Raw genomic sequence first — 22,523 nt, forward strand, 5'->3', positions numbered from 1 at the left:
AAACAGGGGAGATAAGATAATTTTATTCCCCAAAATTATTTCTTCGCCTTATCTGTATTCCCCTGTTTCCTGCTTAAAAATTAACCTAATCGTCAAACGGCAAATCGTCGTTTTTTTCTTCTTTTTCTGCTGTTCTTTTATCCCCTAAAAAAGCAAAATCTGATACCTCTACTTTTGTGGTGTAATGGGTTACTCCATTTTTTTCGTAACTACTGGTTTTGTTTTTACCCTCTATGTAAATTTTAGAACCCTTAGTAACATATTTATTAAGTATCTCCGCTATTTTCCCAAAAGCAGAGATTTTATGCCACTCCGTTTTTGTTACTCTTTCACCACTGGTTTTGTCTTTGTAGTTCTCACTTGTTGCCAGAGAGAAAGAACTAACCTCATTCCCACTTTTTGTAGTGTTTTTCTCTGGCGCATTTCCTACGTTCCCGATAAGCATTACTTTGTTTAACATCCCTCTATTGTTCAAAGATTCTTAATTGCGGGTATTTGGCGTTTATTTCGCCTAGTTCAGCCTCTATAATGTTTCTGGCTTCCCTATCCACATATTGTTTAATATCCGGACTCACTAAAAGACAGGTTAAATCGTAAGGATCAATATCTATTTCAACCTCAAAAGTTTGTTCTGGTTGCCCTTCAAAAACCGCTAGTGTTATCATAAAACCTTTAGGTAGATTGCTTTTTACGGCTTGCGCTTTTAAGTCCGTTAAATTGCCCCTGTTATCACTTGTTAGTTCGATTTGTTTGTCAACGGTTGCCTTAAAGTTTTGAAGCTGGCTTACAAGCTCCATTGCCTTTGTTTTGTCCTCAAACATATATTGATGCATCCTAATGAATTGCGCCAAGGTTTTAGGGTTATACTCTTTACTAGAATTTAAGCCCGTTAATTGTAGGTCTTGAGAGAGTTCTAATGTTCCTTTATACGTTTGGCAACTCTCATAAACCGCCCCATTGTTTTGAATGAAATCTATGCCTCTACGGTTGATGGAGTAGGTAACAAAAGAATTATCAAAATTTAAGTCCTCTTCTTTTGCTTTTAGAATGTGTTCTTTAGGTATGGTAATTTGCCCCTGTACATAAAAATCACACCTATGTTTTAGCGGTGGTGCTTCTCCTGTTCGGATTTCTGTTACTCCTGAATTTGGGGTAATCTGATAATTTCCAGTTGTTCCGTCGTAGTTTAAAAAACTGTTGCCTAATGTTGATACGCTCATTATATTGATTTTTGGTGTGTGATTAGATGCAATTGTCTTTCATTTTGTCTAAGTGGTCGCTGACGGATCAGCACACCCTTCCCATTGAAGTATGCCATTTGCCCTTCTTCTTGGTAGTCTATTAAGTACAAGGGTTCGGTAACTTCTTTAACACCTGTGCGTAATAAAGCTAATTGCTCTTTTGTCTCGTCTGAAATAGGCTTCTTTTCGCTATTAAGTTCCTCTGTGAATTTCTTTCGCTTTTCTTCCAGAACCGCAAGCTTAATCGAATTTTGTGCGTGTTGTTCTTTGAGTTCTAACAATTCCTCTTCTGATAAAGAAATGGAATAGGTGTGTTCTTCATTAGTTAATGCATTATCCCGAAGCATAATTTTTCGTTCATCTTCGGCATAGTCCTGAAATAAATGTTGATCCATGTGATTTATGTTTAAAAATTAATTACTAAACTTCTTGATCCATATTTTTTAATTTGCACTTTTGGTATTTCAATTCCCTCACTATCGTAAATCGTATCTTTGGATTTATAAGACACCCTTAAAAGCTCCTTACGATCTGCTAACTTTTCTTTAAGTTCCTTGTATACTTCGTCCTGTTCATAGTCTAAAAGGTCGCCTGTATTACGTGAAGAAAATTGTACTCCTTGCATTGATACCATTTTGTCAATATCCTCAACTTCCTTGCTTTGTTTGAGTTCTTCAAAAAGGGCTGTAACTACCTCTTTTAAGCGAACTACATTTGTTAATGCTTCTATTACGCCAACCTCTCCGGCTTCAATGATTTTTTGTGCGGCAACCCGTCCGGTATTTTGAGCGTCTTTCTTGGTGAAACCTGAATCATAACCCAAGTTACCGGACTGTACCACCTCTAAGAAAATGTCCTTACTTTTTCCCATCTGTTTAACCTTCTATTTCTTGTAATTGGTTTTGCAATGCCGTTTTATGCTCTGGTGACATTGTTTTGTACTTTGTACCATACCGTGTAAGGGTCGCTTTTATCCCCTGCGGGGTACTCTTCATTGCCTTATTAAATTGTTCTTCTGTAAGGAATACGATTTCAGGCTCTTTGATTTCTTTAGGTGCGCTTTCTACGGGTTCATTATCTACATACCTGTATGAACCTTCTTCTTCCTGTACTGCTTGATCCGCTAAGTGTGCGGTTTGCATTTGGACACTCATAATTCCCCACTTGGAGATTGTATTTTTAATCACAGTTTTCTTTGCCATTGCATCAAACTGTTTCGTCCAAGGTGAATTTTTATCTCCGTAAGATGTACTGTATTTTTTTGCGTGATCGATCACTTTTTGTTTGCTCCAAAAAACAGTTTTTTCCATACCGTTGTGAAGCCTAAAATAAGCCGCATATCCAACTACTTCGCCCTTACCTACAAGATTGAAATTCGCTACAATTTCCTCGGTTAACGCATTGTGCGCAGTGAATTGATTTTCGTATACCTCTGTAACATTTAGTTTTTTGTATTGCCCCGATCTAATGGCGAGTTGAACAAAACCTTTCCATCCTACTTGAAACTGTGCTTTTCCTTTATACGCCACAACCCACGCAAAACCTAAACTTGGATTTATGGGAAGGTCTAGGATTGCGGCTGTGGCTACTGCGTGGAGGACTGTTTGCGGATCAGCCGAACTAAGGTATTTGTCTGAATTGACAACCTGTAATGCGGATGATATATAACTTTGTGCTTTTTCGCCTAGTATAGACTTAAATTGATCTTGGATTGAGTCCTGCATGAAGAGAGTAGTAGCAGGGGTTAATGAATTAGCCATATTGATTAGTTTACTATGATTATATCCGTTTTAAATATGTCTGTGATAATTTGTGTAGCCGTAGGGACGGTTTCCTTATCTATGTACCAGTAGAGTTCTTTTTGATAGTCTGCCAAGATGTAACACTCCTTTGTTTGTTCGTCTGTGGCATCGATCTGGTTTTTAGCATAGCCTAAAGCTTCTAATACTTCAACCGTGTGATCGAGGTTTGACTTGATTAAGCAAAATTTGTTTTTTAAATCCATTATGCGTGTCCTTTATATGACAGGTAACTATCAAGTTGTGCCTTGGTTATAATGTATTTACGTCCTGCTTTTTTACATTCTAAATAGCCCTCTCGAATATGAAGTCGTAGTGTTTCAGTATGGACACCTAGCATTTTAGAAACCTGTTTAACGGTAAAGATTTCTTCCCCTTGTTCTTTGGTGATATGTGCTAGGATTCTATCAATTTTAGAACCTATATTTCTGTGAATTGATTTTTCTACAAGAGCCTGTAAGTCAGACTCTTCCATCCCTATTAAGTGGATTTGAGTTTCCTTCATTTTAAAAAAATTATATACGGTTTGAGAAGCTAGATAATAGCCTCATTTAAAATCTTGATTGTGCGCTCGAATTGAGCCGGATTCTTTAGGTGATTTCTGACGTATGTCTGCTCGAAGTAGAGCCGAATTCTTTAAAATATTGTACGCGAAGTACTGCTCGAATTGAGCCGGATTCTTTGGTAATCTAAATGTAATTTTGCTCGAATTGAGCCGGATTCTTTAAATAGTAACTTACAAGAGATTCGCTTTTGGGAATACTTAAGCTGAATTATGTGTAAGCTTGTGTTTTAGAGGGATACCAAATTAAACTATTTTTTTGATATAACAACGGTTTTATTCGTTTTTTTTAAACATAGTTATTAAAATACGTGTGTTTCGTACAAAAACATAACACTCACAGGTATTGGGAAACATTGGGTTAATTTCCCTCTCTTCTTTCTTTCACTGCTTTAGTTAAGGCTCTGGTTTTTTGAGATTCTTTAGCCCTAACTTTTTCCATTTTCTCTTCAACATCTTCTGTGGTTTCTAACCACCCGTTTGTTTTGTATCGAGAATACATGAGCCAATTTCTAAAATCATCCATTTCTTTTTCACCTGTGGCATACTGGTAATTTAGATACGTAAATTTCTTTACATTGCTGTAAGGCAGACCTGTAAGCATTTCTATTCCGATACCCAATGCATCGACCAGTTGTTCGGGGTCTTCTGTTTTATAAAACTTTTTGCCCTTGCTATATACTTTGTTTATTTTACTACCAAAAGATAACGGGCTAAATTCAAACGGTTTTTCTTTATATTGGTTGTAGGCGTGTTGTACCATCGGTGCTATAATAGGCATTGACCACAACGTTGCACTTAACGGGTTTCCTTTTATTATTGCTTCCTCTATATCATCCTCTTCAAAATCCAACGCCCCTTGTACTAAAGGGAATAAAGCAGGAAGCACTACACCGTAAACAATTAAATTTCTTCCATCCTCCCATGTTGCCTTACCTCTTTGTATATTTCTTACAGAGTCCCTTATTTTTTGGAAATACTGTATTTGTGAACTCATATAGGTAGTAAACAAGTTCCCTGCCTTGTTTCTTTGATAGGCTGAAAGGTTTTCTATAGAACTAGATTGTTGGGTACTGTCTGTAAAGTTTTCAAAATCCCTCAACGCCATTTCTCGCGCTTTTTTCGGACTGTGTTTTTTAGAGTATTGTTTTGTTTTTGCATTTACATATCCTACGCCTCCTAAGATAATTCCCGCAGCATCACCATACCGAGTTAAGAGCATGAGTTTAGATGCTAAATTTGATTTTTTAGATAGTACTTGCTCGTAATCCCTAGCCATTTGTGCGGTAACATCACGATTATAGCCCCTCTCTAAACGCTCCTTCATAAAAGGGGTGTTCATTATATCTTTATACGTCTTAAAGTTCTTTATAGGAGAACTAAAAGTTCCTGCTGTCCATGCTCTAAATCCTGCCCCTGTCATATAAGCGGGGAATGACGCTATTTGAGACATTGCAGAAGGTAGGTTTAAGGCTAACGAAGCGGTTACTGCCTTGTTTTTAATATTGATGATAGCGGTTAATAGATCATTGGCTTTTGCACCATCGTTAGCAATATCAACGATATGCTGATCTACGAGTTTCATAAACTCTTTTCCTTGTCTTTGTACAACGGCTCTACGTACTTTTTCGTTTTTAAAAACATCACTTAATTGACGTACTGCGGGTTCAAACGTAGTGAACTGTATCATGTTATTAACATATCGATATAGCACGCTTTCTGCTCCAGACTCAAACCCTAACGGTTTTCTGTGGTTTGTTCTGGCAATTACATTGGGTGACATTGCCGAGGCTGTTGTGAAATCTACATCATCAACGGATATTTCTTTTGTTTGGTTCTCTAAAACTTCGGTAGGGCTATACATTTCTGTTATAGGCATATCTACCCCAAACATTTTTTTATACGTTGGGTTAACTTTTTTGTACATATTAGGGTAAAATTCTTCCACCAGAAAATCACCGTATTTCTGTATTTCGGGATTCTTATTTATAATCCCTTGAACCGCTTCTATTGCTGCATCACTAAAACCGTTATCGTTCTTTAGTTTTTCTAAAGTGGTAGGGTTCTTTGTATACATATATAATTGCAAAAACTGACCGAGTGTTTTATCATTTAGGTTTATACTTTTTTGAATAGTATTCCCTTGGCGATCTTTAATGCTTCCTTTAAAAATACCTAAGTCGTTTTTTTTGTCTCGTTGGTTTAATTTCTTAGATATGCTTTTGTAGTTTTTGCCTAAGACTTTTTTCTTTCCGTCCAATAATTCTTTATAGACTTCTTGATTCATTTTGTCTTTGCTTCTCCTTGCTGATTGCACTAAATCAGCCAATCTTTTTAACTTATTATCCTTAGAATAATCCAATTGAGCCATAAGCCCTCTAAAACCTTCCATTTTATTGAACACACCTTTTGTTTTACCAACGACATTGTTAAGCATATAAGACATAAACTTATCTGTCTTTTCTGTAGGGGATAAGCCTTTTTTAGTGTAGTCTCTTTTGTTTGTTCTTTGCGTTAAAACATCTTGAGAGTCCACCAACGCTTCGTCTTTTAAAATCGCTTGCGTTGTGTCTTCACGGTTTTTTGTTTTTTCGGCTAGATCTTTTTTAGCCTTTTCGTTAAATTTGGCTTTTCCTTCAAGCAATAAGGCTTGAAGGTTATTATAAGAATCCTCTAATAACTCCGTTGCTTTTAGTTTGGTGTCTATGTAATCAATAGTCCCTTTAGGTGTTTTCTTGGTAAGGTTATTTAAGTCGTTACCCCGTACGATCTGCAATGCCGTATTTAGGTCTGTAATCAAATCTAAAGAGCTATCTAAGTTTTCCGTAGTGGTATTTGCCTCTGCATCCCTTATGTCCTGCAAAATATCATCGGGGGTTTTTTGTATGTTTTTTAAAATTTTACCAAATCTTTTTCGTACATCTTCCGATACTTTTTTGGCTTTAAGCTTTTTGTTCTCCGTTTTTAAGAAGGTTTGAGGCTCTTTAAGCATCTTCTTTAAGTCTTTAGCTACGGCTTTATGTCCTAGTAAAGACAACTCTGAGTCAATGGCTAATAATGCCTTATTTACTTGCGCCATTGTATTAGCCTTTGCAAGCTTAGAGTTAAGATTTGTAAGATTTGTTTTAGTGGCAACGCCTATTTTTTGATTATCCAGAACGCTTTTTATATGGGCTAACGCTTCTTTTTTGGCTTCTAGAACATCGGTCTTTTCTGTTTTGAAACGTTCTTTTAGTCTACCTTTTTCTTTTCTTCCTTGGGCTAACCCTTGTTTTCTTCCTATGGCTTTCCCTTCTTTTAAAGATTCTTGACGTATAACTTTAAACGGGTCTAAGAGTTGCTTTTGAATATCAATTGCGGCTTTTTGATCTTTTGCATCAAGATTTTTGTAGTAGTCAGTGCTTTTGATGTAGTTCACACCCGCACTAACAATGTCCGCAGAAGTTTTGGCGGTCTTTACTGCGGCTTGCATTGCTAAGATTGTTCCTTTAGCTAAAGGAACGAACATATTCATTCCTAAGTTTTCTTTTCCGAACTTATCTACATTCTTGTACATTTCGGCAAGGAAAGCGTCTACTTGATTTAATTTAAAGGCTTCGGCAAGGTCTACGGCTTCGGTTGCCTGTGGTTTGGCTTGGTTAGCCTTTGACGTTTTTGAGTTAGCCTGTTTTTTACCTTGGTTAGCCTGTTCCGTTTTTTTGGCAGCCTGTGGTTTGGCTTCGCTTATTTTTGGTTGGCTTTGGCTTGCTTCTGATTGGCTAGGTCTAGCACCTTCTTTTTGAACTGCGGGTCTTGATCCATCTGGCGCAATAGTTCCGCTTTTGCTCCCAACTCCTGTAGGGGCGTTTCCAGTTGTTTCGGCTGCGTTTGCTTGTTCTCTTTCATTTAGCAAAGATAGTATTTCATTTGTATCTAAATAATCTATAACAGAAGCGTTTTCATTTTTAGCAATTTGCTGTTCTAATGCTTTCTGTATGTATTTATCGGTTGCGGGTAGTCCTGTAAGGTTTGTAAAGGCTTGTTTTAATGGATCAACTTTTTCCTTTCTTACATTGGTATATACTTCTTGCGCACCGTTAGGGTTATTAACAATAAAGTCAACAATATCCTGTTCGGTGATCTCTGTCCCGCTATCTTCGCTCATTTCTTGCGCCAAGTCGTCAAGCTGTCTGCCCTCTGTATCGCTCAAGTAACTTTTACCGATACTACGGGTACGTAGGTTCTTATCTCCAAAGTTGTTAAAACTTTTTCCTGACACTTTACTAATATTTTCAGCAATGATCCGGTCTTTGTTTCCTACGTTTTCCTCTAAAAAGGCTCTATTATTTACCTGCTGCAAAACACTTGCTATCTCTGCGGGATTCTTAGAGTTTTCCGCAACGGAAATAGAGTAATCTTGGTTTTGTGAAGGTGGCGCAATATCTCCCTGCGTATAATCCACAGTTTCCGCATACTTATCTCTAAGTTTACGGTGTGTTGGTCTGGAAACTGGTTTTCCGTTATTGTCGGTAAAACTTATTTCTGCGCCCTCTTCACGTTTAGGTGTGTATTTTTTAGCATTATTCGCCTCACTTAATACAATTTCTTTCGGGGGTTGTACTTCGGGCTGCGTTTGCTGCTGCTCTTGGACTTGGGTTTGCTCATTGGTCGGTGCTTTTGGCTCGACTGTCTGTTGATCTTGGACTGCTTCATCTGTCTTTGGTGTTACGGGTTCATTTAATATTTGTTCTTTTTTCTCTGACTTCTCAACGAATTCTTTGTTTTTACTGTCTAGAACAATCTCTTTTGTTTGTGGTGACATAGATTGATCTTCTTGAATTTCTTGTGCTGTCTGTGTTAATTCTCTAATCTGCTTATCGATATCTAAAACTTCCTGAATTTTTTCAGGGGTCATAGATTCAACTTTATTTATTGCGGCATTTAATACCTCTACATTCCCCTTAGTTAAGGACTCTAGTTTTTTATCAATCTCTTTAACAGCCGTAGGGGATAAGTCTGGATTGCTATCTCTTTCCTTTTTTAGTTGCTCAATTTCTTTGATGTTATTATCCATCGTTTTTTTAGTGATAGCATTACCAAAGGTTTGTAATCCTTTACCTACTGCCATAGGTGCGGCTGTCATTGCAACACCTCCAATAAAACCTCCACTTGCCATTGAATCGGTCACTCCGTCCCAAACACTTTTATCTGTTTGATCTAAATAATGAATATCAATAAGGTTTTGAGCTAATTGGTTTGCCCCTTCTGAAAAACCCTCTTTTGCAAAATTATATCCTGTTTTAGTTACGAATTCTTTTGTGAATTGTTTAAATCCTTGCTGTGCAAACTCTTTTGATCCTTCACCTAGAATACTTTTAAACATTCTTTTTCCTATCCCAAAGGTAATACGCTCACTAGCGGCTTCAATTCCTCCAAAAGCCAAGGCTGCGGCATTTAATTGAAACTTAGAATAATTAGTTTCCCCTGTTTTATTAGAGTCCATTAATTCCCCTCTTTTTTGCCCTGCGGCACTTGAGCCAACGGTAACTAATCCGGCTGTCCCGCCTGTAGCTCCAATAACGGCAATGTTAGGAAGTTGCGTTGCTAACTGCTGTAGTCCCCAGACTACGGCATCCCCTTTGTCTTCAATCTCTGAAACGCTTAATTGTGGTCTAATGGTCTGCTCAAAAAGTTTTTCTCCTTCTCGTAAGTCGTCTACCATTTCCCTAGCTTCCTGAACAAGTTTTTCGTTTCTAAGTGGTTGTACGGCATCAGGAATTATGTCATCTAATAAAAATGCGGCTTCTCCTAATCCACTTATCACTTTAGACATTCCAAGAGTTGCCATATCGGTTAAACTTTCAAGCATACCGTAGTTACGTTTTAGGTAACTAATCTCTTCCTGAAAAGAGCCTAAATCGTCGCTGTTATTATCAAACTCAACTACATTGTTTTTTAGCTGTTTTACAATATCGTCATACTCCGTTTTTATCCCTTGCCAGTTGTCTAGCCATTCCTGGGGGACTTCTCCGTTTTCTGCTTTCCTTTTGTCGTATATCCCTTGATATTGCTGACCTTTTTGAATTAAGCTTTTTGCTTTTTCCCCTAAGATTTTGTTTTCTTTTACTAAATTTTGATTTTCTACGTCTAAATTCACAAAGTTATCTACGGCAAAATTATTGAGTTTTAATTTTTGATCTTCTGGTAAATTTTCAAGGTATTCAACACGCATACGTTTTCTATCTTCTGGTGTTTCTCCTTTAGAAAATGAAGCGGTATATTGATCGTATAGATTTGCTACATCTTGATCTACAGGAACGGTTTCACCTTTACGATTTAGTAATACGGTTGGTATCTCCGGCATTGCAAATTCTGGATCAGTTCCTTGTTGTTGTGTACCCGAAGAATCGGGTAGCATAGGAGGTCTGAAATTCGAGTCCGAACTTTGATCTTGAGAAGTAGAAGGAGAGTCTTGTTTTGGCTCGTCTTTTTTTTTTAACATAAGATCATTAAACTCTTCTTGGCTCTTAGAGAAACTATCTCCTAATTCTCCCTTTAGGGCAGTATACACTTTATCAGAATAACCGTCTTGTGTATCTAAGGCGGTATTAAATTCTTGTTCGGATTTAGAAAAACTATCTCCTAACTCACCTTTTAAGGCGGTGTACACTTTTTTTCTATATTTTGGGTCTGTTGCTGCTTCCATTAGATACCGTAATCGTTGCCAGTTTCTTTTTTATTCTTTTTCGCTGATTTAGCTTGTTGTTCTTCTTTATTTTTTTCCACCAAATTCATCAATGTCCCGTCTAAGTCTTCAAGATCATCGTAATAACCCTCTGTTCCTTCTTTTCTCATTCGTCTTGAATAGTCACTAATTTCGTTTTTGTCACGAATAAGTCTTTCTCTTGTTTGTGGAACTTCTAGTTTTTTACCTTTTTCATCAGCCAATATTTCTTCTTGGATGGTCATTTCTATATCACCATTAGGATCACGGGATATTTGTTTAACAATTGATTTTCCTTTACCTACTTCTTTAATGTCTATCGGGATATTTAAACTAAAGTTATAAACCCCCGGCTCTTGTCCTTCTGCCTGTTCTGCTCCGGGTGACTTCAAAGGGTTGCCTTTTTCATCGGTCTTTAATCTAATCTGACCTAAAGGCACTTTATCTTTATTCTCTTTGGCTTTATTGGCTCGTTTCTTTTCGTTTGCATTTATCCGTCCTGTTAAGCCTCTTTGGTCTATTGTGTTTTCATCTCCCAAGTTTTTGGTGGCTTTTATCATTTCAGCATATTCATCCGTTAACATTTGTCTTTCTTCATCGTCAATAACTTCAACATCCTCTTCCGATAATCTAAGGTTTTGCCTAGCAAAAGAATACCCAAATTGAGATAAGCCCCCTGCTTCCTCACCAAAGAGTTGACTAGCCGCATAATCTTTTAGTCTATCGTCGCTAATGTCTCTATCTTTACTTGTTCTAAAACCTGTTTGAGAAACATTTTCCTGTACTGCAAAGTTTTTTGCGTCTTCTGTTAATTTTTCAGCTAAATTAAAGGCTCTATGTGGGGTCGGTCTTTTCTTTCCACTCATCCAATCAGAATAACTAATATATTCAGGAATACCGTCACTTTCTGCGTTTTTAAAAGCAAGTACTAACTCCCCTGTATCATCTATAGTCATATCTACCTCTTTGTTTTCCGAGAACATAGTTTGCAGCTTGTTACTAAAATTTTCATCCTTGATAATCTTTCCGTTGGCAACCCCTGTATTGTAAGCGGTTATTTCTTTAGTAACATTGTCAGAAAAACTATGCATCATTTCAGGTAATTTTGCTAATTGATCTAATTTTAACTGTAGGTTTCTTCTCTCTTCTGGGTTTAAATTTGGATCATCTAATTTTACTGCGGTTTCTCCTAAGACTTGCTTTGCTCTGGAAAGGGCATTAAAGTTTATTTCGTTAAGGCTTTTAGATTTGGTGTCCCACATCTTTAAACCTCCCTCGATCTTTGCTAGTTTAGCCTCTTTTGCTTTTGCTTCGGCTCTTTTTTCTTGTCGTTTTTTTTCGTCTAAAGCTGCTTTTCGCCCTTCTCTTGCGTCATTTCTACGTGCGGCAATGCCTCCCCAATATTGGGCTGCCTGACTAATGCCATCATCTAATCTTCTTAATCTTTGATATGCTGCGCCTCCACCTCCTGCTTTTGCCATTTTTCTTGTTTTTTTATATTACCCCCATCTAGAATTACTATATCTATTTCCTGACATAACACTACCCATTCCTGCGGCACTATTATATTGTGAACCACCACCACCGCCCATCATGCCGCCGCCACCGCCGCCCATCATGCCGCCTAACATACCACCGCCCATAAACGAAGACATAAGGCTCATGCCGTGTTCTGATTGTTGGTTTCCTATGTTCATAAGATCAGCATAAGATTGATATCTCATAGACCTTCCTACATCTAACATCTGACCGTAACCTTGCAACTCTTCTGCTTGTCTTTTTTCCTGCATCCCTCGTATTCTGGTTTGATCTTGTGCGGCTGAAAAGTTGATTGCCTTTTGTTGCTCGTCTAAGTTCGCACCGATTTGACGGTTCATTGTTGTGCTGTTTTGGGTTAAGCCTCCAATGCCTCCTAAAACACCTCTTGCTCCAGAGCCGCCTAACATATTCATTGCCTGTGCATTAAATCGGGCGTTTTCTTCTCTTTGTAAATCTGCCGATCTGGTACTTACTTGCAAGTCATTAAAAGGGTTGTTGAGTTCTTGCCACTCAAAATTATCAATGGCTGCCTGTGCTTCACCTTGCATCCTTTTTCCTTCTTTCCCTTTCTTAATTGCTCCAACCGCACCAACGGCATTTCCAACACTTGCTGCCATAACTATAAGTTTAAAAAATAATAATTCGTTTTTTCTAAAAATTCAAACCCCGATTTCTCTAAACTTTTCATTAATCCAGAGATATTACAGGTAATTATGAACCGTTTATACCCTTGATATTTCATGCACGTTTTTACTACGTCCATCAAATACGGAATAACCGTTAATCGATCTTTTCTGGATGCCTCTGGATTGATTGTTATAAATCCGAGGTAACAAAAATCTGCATCTGAAACAAATACAGGAATTGCTAATACATCTTTATTATCATCATATGCTATAAAAATTCTACTAGGTAGAGCCGAAGAGGGTAATACAGGGAAATTGTGCGCTTTCCACCATTTCACTAATTCTACATAATAGGTGTCCCTTGTCTCTAATCTCCATTTATACATATGATTTTACTGTGTTTGTAGAAACGGCAAATAATTCAGCCATTTCTGTATCTGTATTTTCTAATTCTACCTCTAAATAATACCCCCGCATTGATCCTGACTCTACACGGCTATTTTTAGTAGCAAAACAATATAATCCTACACTTAAAAGCGCAATAGAAGGGGCTGCAAGACCAATAATATTATCAGAAATGCTTAACACCTCTCCAACCAATGCGTTTACGCCCCCAACTATTGCGTATAAATTATCCCCAACGCTTACATACGATGGTATCTCATTAAATTCTATTTCTTGATTGCTAATTAAATTAGCAATGTTTCCGATTCCATTAGCGGATAATCCGGTAAAGTCTTCTACATCTTCATTTCTACGGGTATACGCATAATATCTACTCTCTCTTTTAAAATACTCGTCAACTGTTATCGTGCTTTGGGTGTAGTTGGTTTTTAATGTTGCAGACCACGGACTGTTTGACTGTGTAACCAGTGTTTTAAATATCTTGTCGTCTGCTGCTGCTTCATTAAAAATGAGCGAAACTTTAGAGGTGTATTGTGTTCCGTAAAAATTGTTTCGCGGTACGCTTTCACTGTTATGGATATACAAATCTCCATTTTTAAAAGAGTACAAATGATTGTTCATACTAATCATAAGTTCTGGCACAAAACTGTAAAAGCTCGTCCATCCTTTTTGTGCTTCACTAAACCCTATTGTCATGTATTCGTTTCCATCGGTAATAACCAAAAGATACTCGTCAAAATAAGGGTTATAAGCCGCTTGGTATATCTCATAAACATTGTTTCTAAATAAATCTTTAAAAAAATCATTAAGCCCGAAAACCGAAATTTCATTAACCCCGTCAATACTTAATCTTAAAGGCGATCCTCTTTTAGAATCTACGCAATACACCCTATTGCCAAAAAAAGCAAAACTTTCAGGGTTTTTGGAGATGCCATACTCGCCTGTATAAGCAATGTACGCCCCAAAAACATTGTTAACAGAAATTAAATCAAAAGAACCGTCCTCTTTAAAAGTTGCGTCTTTTTGATACAGTAATTGCCCTAATTTATCCTCTTGCATAACCAGAATATTATCATCTCTAAAAAACAATTTCTGTATACTCCCGTATTTTTTTTCTAAATCAATAAAGTTTACTAAAGAGAGGTTAAAAACGTTTAATTCGTTTTTAGTTGTAGAGTCACTAAAGACACCGCTATGAGTAATAGAAACAGGTCTGTATACTCTGGTGTATTCTATTGTAGAAACCGCACTAGGTCTACTATCAATCCCTAGTTTTTTCTGGTTAAATTCGTCTCTTATTTTATAACTTTCTACTCCGCTTCCTTGAATAAAAGCGTTAAAAAAAGTCAACTCTGATACCGCAGGCAAAGAAGAGGTTTGATTTCTTACATTTCCTTGGTGTCGATTGTTAATAATTTCAAATGTATCTGGTGTTTCATAAAAAACAGGAGTCTCTATAATATCGGGTTCTGTTTCAAAAATAACCGATCCCTGTGCTAAAGAAATCTCTATCTGACAACTTAATTTTGATCTTTCTGTGCTTGTCCCTGTCTCATTTCCCGTAACCCTCATTATTAAAGCGTTATTTGGGGAATCAATAGGTATTGGTGTACCAAAAATCACCTGAAAATCAATATCTCTCAAAAATTCAAAAGAAAACAATGCCCCGTCTAAATCTCCAACTTCAGTATCAAACCATTCCTGAAAATTATCATATGTATTTTGTGCTATAAAATTCCTTTCGTACAATTCGTTATACCCGTCACTTTCATAGTTTCTAAATCTTAATAAAATACGTGATCCTGCGCCTATTTGGTAGTCCACATATTTACTTGTAGCAGAATCAAAATACCCTACTAAAGTCCTTTGCGAAAACCCCATATAAACGGTAGGTCGACCTGAACTAACTTTCCTTCCTTGGTCGTATTGAAAGAATAAATTTTGATTATAATTTATATTAACATTTACAGGTTTTATTTTTGCATATAAGCCGGGTTCTTCTATAATAGCATTATCGTTTTCGTCTGTATTATCTGCAATAAAATCGGTTTCTTTTGTAACTAGCTCTATAATCCTAAACTTAGAAAGTTCATCAACAAAACCGTCAAGATCAGATTTAATAATAAGTCGATCCCCTTCTTTTACTTTATTGACATTTGCCCCTTCTATCTTAAGCCATCTAAACAGACCTTCTTCATAAAACTTGTTTACGTAAACAACATCATAATCAAAACTATTTTGTTTAATAACGAACTTATATTTTGTAGCCCAACTAGGCGGCTTATGATTTAGTGTAACTTCTATTTGGTTTTGTTTTTCTGCTAGACGGTGAGGAACGTAAACTGTATTTGTTTTAGAGGTTAGGGCTGTGGTTGACCTATTTGCATCGTCATAGTACACCACGGCAATTTCGTAGTCCCTATTTGTCTTTACTGTTGGAGAAACTGTAGAAAGCCCATAGAACGCTCGGCTACTACTTTGAATAAAGTTCCAAAACGAATATACATCACTAAAATCACTATCGTTAGGATCAAGAGGGGTGTTATCTACCTCATATATAACATATGGGGCTATCACACTAAAGCCTGTAGTATCTACCTCTGTAATTACAAAATCAGAAATACTTTTAACCGTGCTATTTGCAGGCGGGTCTTCATCTATGTAATTTAACCTAAACCTGTTCGTCCATATTGTTGTTATAAAGTTTGTAAACTCCACACTATTTACAAGAGCAGGAATATTGGCGTAGTTTTTATTTAAAATGAACTGAAAGAAATCATCAAAACGGCTTGCAGCGTTTGTGTCTTCTTCGTTTTTAACCTCAAAAGCCAATACTCTTTTCTCTTTTAACTGAACCCCAACAAGGTTGTACCGTATTTTTGCGTTTTGAATAGTTGGACTTCCCCCAACTCCATATGTATGTGCTGAAGTAGAAACAGGTATAAGGTTGCCCGATAGGTCTTTTGACACTATATTAAGGCTGTAATCCATCTTTATTTTTTGACCTCCGCTATCGTTTAACTCGTACCCTTCGTAATAATTATAATACCCTATCCTGTTCCCTAGTAGTTCCTGTCCCATTGCTTCAACGGGAATATTATCAAATAATCGCCCAAGTTCTTGAGATGGAAGGGCGGCATAGGTCTTGTTATTTGCGAAAACAAAACTTTGCTCTGTATTATTTCCCCATCCCTCTAAAGCCTTGTCAAAAGACTCTATGATGTATACAGTATTACTCTCATCTTCTTTATACAAGATTTCAACACCAACAACTCTTTCACTTCCCGTATTAATGGTGATCTCAACCGCATTAAAAGCGTTTAACATCCCTTCATTTTCTAAGGTGTCATAGTTTATTCTTGATCTACTAGGAAGAAAAGGGGTTTCGCTAAAGAATGAAATTGCAGAATACATTTCATCTAAGTATTTATAGCGATATGCGAATTTGAAAAATCGATCTTCAAAGTAATTTTCTTCTGACGTATCGGTAAAGGTTAAGGTTACTCTAGGCGCAAAACGTGGCGGTTTTTTAATCACTGAAATATCATCTTCAATAAAGCCGCTTCTACTATAACCTTTTGCTCTTTCTATATTTATCATTCTAGGGGGAAGACCTTCCTGAACCCAAAACAAAAGATTTCCTATGTTTTCATCAGCAAAAACAATATCCATGTTGTTTATTCTTTTGCCGTTGTTAAACCTCAAAATGTTGTTGGGGGAGTCTTCTAAGACATACCGAGAACTATTGGTCTTTAAATCGTATTCTACAATCCCCTCAAGAGTGTCAGATACAACAACCCAATAGATTTTTTCATTTACATCATCCTTAGTCCCGCCTATAGACCTACCGTTTACTAAATTCAAGTTAATGAGCTGGAGATTTCCTAAAACATTTTCTATTGCCCCAACGTCTGAACCTTCAGAATTACCAACACGTATATTGGTAGCTTTACGATATTGACCATTAGGCAATAAACGTTCGTCTACATCTTGGTTCATTTTACCCTGAACAAATACACGTTCTAGTCTCTGCATCATGTTTTAACAGGTTTAAAGGCTGACCTCATTACTCTCATTATTCTTTGAGGGTCTAGGTTCAACATTAGTACTTTTGCTATATGCTTGTTGGTTTTGTATTCTCTTTTTGCTCTTTCCTTTTCGTTATATGGTACATTTCTTTTTCGCCTAATCGCTGCATAATAAATGTAATTTTCTAAGGGTTCTTTGTAGTACTTGTGTATTGTAATTGGTTGGTTTTTTACTGCTTTTTCATTAAGCCCGTCAGATAGGTATTGTAAAACAATATCCCTTCCGGCAAGGTTGCTGCTAAAAGAGATAACCCCTCGTCGTTGGTCAATGTCAAATTCCCCATGACGAGTAAACTTTGAGGTGTCCGCATTTATATTATAATCATGGGCGTAATGATCGTGTCTTAAATATTCCGCATATCTATTTCCAAATTCATAAATTTTATGCCCTCTCCTAAAAGTGTTATTTCCGTCTACGTTTATGGGCGCACCTTCACTATCAAAAATAATATCGTATTCATGGTCTTGTAAGTATGCTTTTCCCATGTGTATACTTGGATTGTAGTCTAATGTTTCAAGGTGAAAATCTTCACTAATTACAGATACCTTTAAATAATCCACGTAGTCTTGAGGTAATATGAATTGCAAATCATCACCTATGTTAATCTCTAGTTCTATAACATCACCCTGACCACTAAAAGCCATATCTCGAAGTCCTGCAACTGCATACTTCTTTAGCAAAAACCGATCTACATTTTTTAAATAACTATCGGTGTCCGCTTGTGACTCTAAAACCAAAGAATCTAACACCTCTGTTAATGGGAAAAACTGATACGATCCGTAATTATTTGGGTCGCTATAATATTCTTGTCCTGTTTGCATAATTATGAGGCATTTTCTTGTTGATATTTTTGGTTTTCTTCTGCCGCCATATAAGCCGTTAGGTCAGGTTCTTTCAGGTTGATGCCTAGTTTTACGAGTACTCTTCTTATTAAGGCTTCCTCTTCGCTTGGATGCATATCTACATCCTGAAAATCGGACGCACTAGGATTATATAATTCAGAGTTATTAACTATGGTATACGTCCATTTTGGCACTAAGGGACTTCTTAGAAAACAAACCTTTAAGGGATCGTAAGTACTGTTTATTGGGTCTAACAAGTCGGGTAGTATCTGTAAGTTATTTCCCTTTCTTAAATAAACAGGGCAGGATCTGTCCGGTATTATGTCTGTTTGATTTTTGACCAGATAAAATATTCGGCTGTTTTTTGCGCTTTCTATCTCAATCTCTTCTAAGAAAACACCGTCAAGATATCTAAGGTTTTCAGGTAGGGTATATACCCCGTCTAAAGTTGTTATTTCCTGTTCGGACAAATAGTATTGTATCTTTTCCCTTAAATAGTCCGGTACGTCTGCAAAGTCAGTATTAGTAAGCCCTCTATTAGATCGGGTTAATAATCTATTAAGTTCAAAAAAGTATTCTTCGTACCTCTCTAACATTGCATTATATAAGGCAATATTATATTCTTGAGGCGTAACATTTCCCCTCAACTCATTGTTAGAAATTACCAGTATAGTTTTATAAATATTATCTATCATAATCAGTAATTATTATCAATCAAAAAAACCCCCTTATCACAGGGGTTTTAAGGGAAAAACAAAAAATCGAAACCAGTCAATTTTAATCTTCTAAGCTGTTTTACGGCTCACTGTCTTTTTTGCTTTGCTTCTTACGGGTCTTGACGCAGTAGAGAGTCTTTGAATTCTCTTATTGATCTCAAGAAAAAGATCATTGCCTTTATCGTCAACGATGTAATCAACAACCGTGGCTACTTGTTTTTTACCTAGTGTGATAGGCATAACAATTTCCCGCGTATCTCCCCAAACAACATTTGTTTTACTTGGGTCTACAGAGAGAATGTTATTACTAAAAGCAAGCATCACGTAATATGCTGTTTCTGTTTTAGGATCACGCAAAGCTTTTAATACCCTGTCAGGGTCTTTTTGCGCTTGTTTATAACAGATTAGTTTTTTCTTGGAAGGTGTAAAATATGCTGCATTTACCGTACTGCTTGTCAAGGCTTGTGCTAACGCAGAATAATCTTCTAATTCTCCTAAAAGCGTCTTAACTTCGTCAACTTTTTCTAATGCTGCTAACTCTGCCACTGCTTCCGCTTCTGGATCATCAAGTTTAAAAACTGTGTTGTATTCGGGATGATTTTCTAAATACTCTATAAGTATTGAGTCGCTTTTGTTTACGCTTAGTTTGCCCTCTTCAAACCACAACTGTTTTACTTTTGGCTCGATCTCTTTTGGGTAATCTTCTTTCCAAATAGAGTGTCCCCCCATAACATAAATCATTTGACGTAACCCAATGCTTTTACCGTCTACAATTCGATTTTTAAAAACATTATTTGTTCTAAGCTGCCAACTAATAGGTTGTTTTTTGCTTTTTAAAACATAATATCTTACTGCTTCATTTTCCATGTTTATATATTAAAAAGGGGAAGGGTTTAAAGTTTCCCCTTTGTGTGTTGCTTATCGTTTTACTACGATAAATTCATTAGCCCCAACAACTTGGTTTGTTTGTTCAGAGATATATTGAACTTCCATTTTGTCCTCTCTGATTTCAGTACCAGGTAATCCAAATATTTTAGTTCGGATTTGTCTGTTTACGTCCCCTTGTTGTCTGTATCTAATACAGATATATGGCGCTGCTTCTTTCGATCCTGTCTCGTTGGTAACTTCTCTTTCTCCCGCAGGCACAAATAATGCGGCTACGTTAGTTTGCAGGAAGTTTGCGCCCCCCATAACTGTAGGATCATTTAATAGTTTCCAATCTGTTAAGTGGAAAGAAATACCGTTTCGGCTAAAAGATTCAAAGTCTAAATGAATCGCAAGGTCTTTGGAGTTGTTAAACACCCCGTAGTTTGCGCCAGTATCAGCATATCTATTTACTGCTCCTAAGATGTTACTCATTAGGATTCTTTGGTCTTGGTCACACCATCCTGTATATGAAGTCGCGTCGCCTTGTCTTCTAATACGCTTAGTATATGCATCGATTTCGTCAAGGGTTCTTATGTAGTCATTTCCTACATTTCCTCGTTCCTCTACAATCGGAACAATACCATTCATCCCGCCTAATCCTGCGGTGTCTGCTGCTGAACCTGACTCTGCTCTTTTACTAAAGATGTGCGTTAATTCTTGTTTGTTCTGGAATTTAATACGGTTACGTTCCAGTTCGTAACTATACCACATATCTTGCCCTTCAGGGGTAGAAAGCCACGTGGCATGAGCCATGTCACTCTCCGCAACATCGTAGAATTCTTTGATTATGTGTGTGTAGTTCGTATAAATGTCTGGATCGTAAGTATACCCTTGGGTAAACCCTGCTGTCCCTTTTCCCCACTCACTTGAGAAAATAGAAATGTTTACGTTTCCAGTAAAAGAAAACGCTCCTGCCTCTCTGTTGGCAACAACAAATTCCGAAGTACTATTTACGGCTGTTACAACCCCTTGTGCTTCGGTTGTTCCATCAGAGATTAAAATAGCGTCATTCACCCTTATGTTACTTGCTGCTCCACCAGAAGTAGTAAACGTACTTCCTGCTACAGTAACATCGGTTAAAAAATTCATTAAACGGGATTGCTCACCGTGTAATACAACATCAGAGTTATAGGCTTTTTCTGCTCCAACGATTTTACAGAAACCAGTAATTAAACCGTTACCGTATCGTGGGTGCAAACCCAAAACTTTGTTTGGTTCGTATTGTGTCGCATAATCATATTGCGATATATAATTGAAGGATGTACGCAAGACTCCACTAGGAGACGTTACGACACCCGGATTTGGTAATAATGCCATCGTGTTTTAATTTTACGGGTTAAATGGAAATTTAACAGAGAACCCGCCACTTGGACGAACTCCCACCTCTCCGTAACCATTCTTCGCTTTTGGCTCTGTTGGTTTTGGATTGGTTGTAAAATCGATGTTTCGTTCTTCTTTTAATACACTATTCACACCTAAACTATAGGCTTGTTGAACCATGCTTTTTTGTACTTTTTCCCAATTTTTCGGATTCCCAAAAAACAAAGCCTGATTAAGTTCTTTGTGTTTTAATCCTCCCTCTTCGTTTATGTATGGTAACAGCAACTTATCTAAGTCATTTGACCCTGCCAACATTTCTTGTTTGTCTGGATCGGTAAAATCATAGTTAAGTTTATGTGTCTTATTACCTGTTGCATCGGATATTACTAAATCAATTTCCACTCCCTTTAATTCACTAACCGCTTGGCTGCTTGATTGTAGATACTCTTCTCTTAGTTTTTGATGTTCTTCCTTAGAAATTTGCTGACCACCAATAGTAATAGTCTCACCATTCGGTTGAGATTTTTCAGTAGGTTTTTCAGTTTTCTCTAAAGGAGTAAGGTATTTTTCTTGCTCTGCTTTTAATTCATTCTTAAAAGTATTCGCAAGTACTTTTAAACGTAGTTTATCTTTATGTTCTAAGTCGTCAAGGTCTTCTGTATCAACCCCAAGTTCTTGAGATAATAATATTCTTAAATCTTCTGTGTTTAGATTGATGCCTTTATTATCATTTTTGATCTTATCAAAGGCTAATTGCATATCACTTTTATTATCGTGATTTTCATTTAGTTTGATCCAATCCTGCATCCCGCGACCAGTTTCCTTTTTGAAGTTTAAAAACTTCTGTGTCTCTTCGTCATATTCGGGTTGCACTTCCTTTACAACTTCTTTTTCAATTTCTTTTGTTAAAGATTGGTTGTACTCTTCAATTGTTTTAAAAGAGGTGTTGCTTTTTTTGTTTAGGAAGTTTAATATTTCGGCTTCTTTATCTACTACAGGCGTAGGACTTCCTACATCGTTGTTTTCTTGTTCTGGTTTTTGCTCTGGTTCTGCCTGTGGTTCAGGTGTTGGAGTTTCTTCTTGCTGTGGTTCTGGCGTTGGTGGAGGTGTTGGCTCTGACTCATTAGTCGGCTCTGATTGTGGTGTGTCTGCAACTTTTTCAGGAGTAATTACCCCGTCAAAATCTCCAGTTTCCATTTTATCAAAATCATATGATACTCCAATAGCCATAAGTTTATCTTATATAATGTCTTACAAATATAGATAAAATCTATTGTAATTCAAATACTCATAGATTATTCTTATATACATAAAGGTATCGGGTGATCAAAATGAATTATGGTTTTCCGTAAAGAAAATTACGGTATAACCTTACAAAAAATGAGGGTTTTTTGCATTTTAATTTATTGTATTACAGACATTTAACAATTTATTTTTTTAATTATTCATTTCAAAAAACTGAAATCTGACGTTTTGCAGGTTAATATTTTGTTAAAAATGTGGAAAAAACCACCAAATTTGCCAAAAAAATCGGCGAAATTACACCTAAAATAGGAGAAATACTATGGTGTTTTTACAGAAATATTTCTATAGTTTTGCTTGTAAATCAATGCTTTGGAAGTATTGAATATGAAACATAAAGAATCCTTAAATTTTAAAAATTTAAACTATGAGAAATTTGCCAATTTATTTAAAAGCTATTTTCCTATTTTTAACCATCACTATTTTAACAAGCTGTGAATCTGAATCTCTAA

16 protein-coding genes are annotated in these 22,523 nt (G+C 36.7%); all 16 read right to left on the reverse strand.

Features of this window, described 5'->3' with window-relative positions:
• Positions 1-85: 85 nt before the first annotated feature.
• Entirely contained in the window at positions 86-460 is a 375-nt protein-coding gene (locus tag FOF46_RS01140) for a single-stranded DNA-binding protein (RefSeq protein ID WP_143915187.1), read from the reverse strand.
• 4 nt (positions 461-464) lie between these two features.
• Positions 465-1,220, reverse strand: a complete 756-nt coding sequence (locus FOF46_RS01145) for a hypothetical protein (RefSeq protein ID WP_143915188.1) — start codon at positions 1,218-1,220, stop codon at positions 465-467.
• Positions 1,220-1,636 (reverse strand): hypothetical protein, encoded by a 417-nt coding sequence (locus FOF46_RS01150; protein WP_143915189.1) that lies wholly within the window; start codon positions 1,634-1,636, stop codon positions 1,220-1,222. The genes FOF46_RS01145 and FOF46_RS01150 overlap by 1 nt, the downstream gene beginning before the upstream one ends.
• An 11-nt stretch (positions 1,637-1,647) precedes the next feature.
• Positions 1,648-2,112 (reverse strand): hypothetical protein, encoded by a 465-nt coding sequence (locus tag FOF46_RS01155; RefSeq protein WP_143915190.1) that lies wholly within the window; start codon positions 2,110-2,112, stop codon positions 1,648-1,650.
• 4 nt (positions 2,113-2,116) lie between these two features.
• Positions 2,117-2,965: a recombinase RecT gene (locus FOF46_RS01160; RefSeq protein ID WP_167571717.1), complete on the reverse strand. Its 849-nt coding sequence runs from the start codon at positions 2,963-2,965 to the stop codon at positions 2,117-2,119.
• Positions 2,966-3,245: 280 nt separating this feature from the next.
• Positions 3,246-3,545 (reverse strand): helix-turn-helix domain-containing protein, encoded by a 300-nt coding sequence (locus FOF46_RS01165; protein WP_143915192.1) that lies wholly within the window; start codon positions 3,543-3,545, stop codon positions 3,246-3,248.
• Between the two features lie 418 nt (positions 3,546-3,963).
• Positions 3,964-10,287 carry a hypothetical protein gene (locus tag FOF46_RS01170; RefSeq protein ID WP_143915193.1) on the reverse strand — a complete coding sequence of 2,108 codons (6,324 nt, stop codon included), beginning with the start codon at positions 10,285-10,287 and terminating at the stop codon, positions 3,964-3,966.
• Positions 10,287-11,786 (reverse strand): hypothetical protein, encoded by a 1,500-nt coding sequence (locus FOF46_RS01175; RefSeq protein ID WP_143915194.1) that lies wholly within the window; start codon positions 11,784-11,786, stop codon positions 10,287-10,289. The genes FOF46_RS01170 and FOF46_RS01175 overlap by 1 nt, the downstream gene beginning before the upstream one ends.
• A gap of 18 nt (positions 11,787-11,804) precedes the next feature.
• On the reverse strand, positions 11,805-12,461 hold the full coding sequence (locus FOF46_RS01180) for a hypothetical protein (protein WP_143915195.1): 657 nt from the start codon (positions 12,459-12,461) through the stop codon (positions 11,805-11,807).
• A gap of 2 nt (positions 12,462-12,463) precedes the next feature.
• The gene (locus FOF46_RS01185) at positions 12,464-12,856 is read right to left on the reverse strand and encodes a hypothetical protein (protein WP_143915196.1); all 393 of its coding nucleotides are present in this window, start codon (positions 12,854-12,856) and stop codon (positions 12,464-12,466) included.
• Complete coding sequence (locus FOF46_RS01190) at positions 12,849-16,913, reverse strand: hypothetical protein (RefSeq protein WP_143915197.1); 4,065 nt, start codon at positions 16,911-16,913, stop codon at positions 12,849-12,851. Before FOF46_RS01190 ends, FOF46_RS01185 begins: the two co-directional genes overlap by 8 nt.
• A complete protein-coding gene (locus tag FOF46_RS01195; protein WP_143915198.1) occupies positions 16,910-17,785 on the reverse strand; it encodes a hypothetical protein in 876 nt (291 codons plus the stop codon). The genes FOF46_RS01190 and FOF46_RS01195 overlap by 4 nt, the downstream gene beginning before the upstream one ends.
• 2 nt (positions 17,786-17,787) lie before the next feature.
• Positions 17,788-18,402, reverse strand: a complete 615-nt coding sequence (locus tag FOF46_RS01200) for a hypothetical protein (RefSeq protein WP_143915199.1) — start codon at positions 18,400-18,402, stop codon at positions 17,788-17,790.
• A gap of 189 nt (positions 18,403-18,591) precedes the next feature.
• Positions 18,592-19,389 carry a hypothetical protein gene (locus FOF46_RS01205; RefSeq protein ID WP_143915200.1) on the reverse strand — a complete coding sequence of 266 codons (798 nt, stop codon included), beginning with the start codon at positions 19,387-19,389 and terminating at the stop codon, positions 18,592-18,594.
• Positions 19,390-19,440: 51 nt separating this feature from the next.
• Complete coding sequence (locus FOF46_RS01210; RefSeq protein ID WP_143915201.1) at positions 19,441-20,766, reverse strand: hypothetical protein; 1,326 nt, start codon at positions 20,764-20,766, stop codon at positions 19,441-19,443.
• A gap of 12 nt (positions 20,767-20,778) precedes the next feature.
• Complete coding sequence (locus tag FOF46_RS01215; RefSeq protein ID WP_143915202.1) at positions 20,779-21,999, reverse strand: hypothetical protein; 1,221 nt, start codon at positions 21,997-21,999, stop codon at positions 20,779-20,781.
• Positions 22,000-22,523 lie beyond the last annotated feature (524 nt).

Source organism: Aquimarina algiphila (assembly GCF_007489275.1).
In the GTDB taxonomy this organism is placed as follows: domain Bacteria; phylum Bacteroidota; class Bacteroidia; order Flavobacteriales; family Flavobacteriaceae; genus Aquimarina; species Aquimarina algiphila.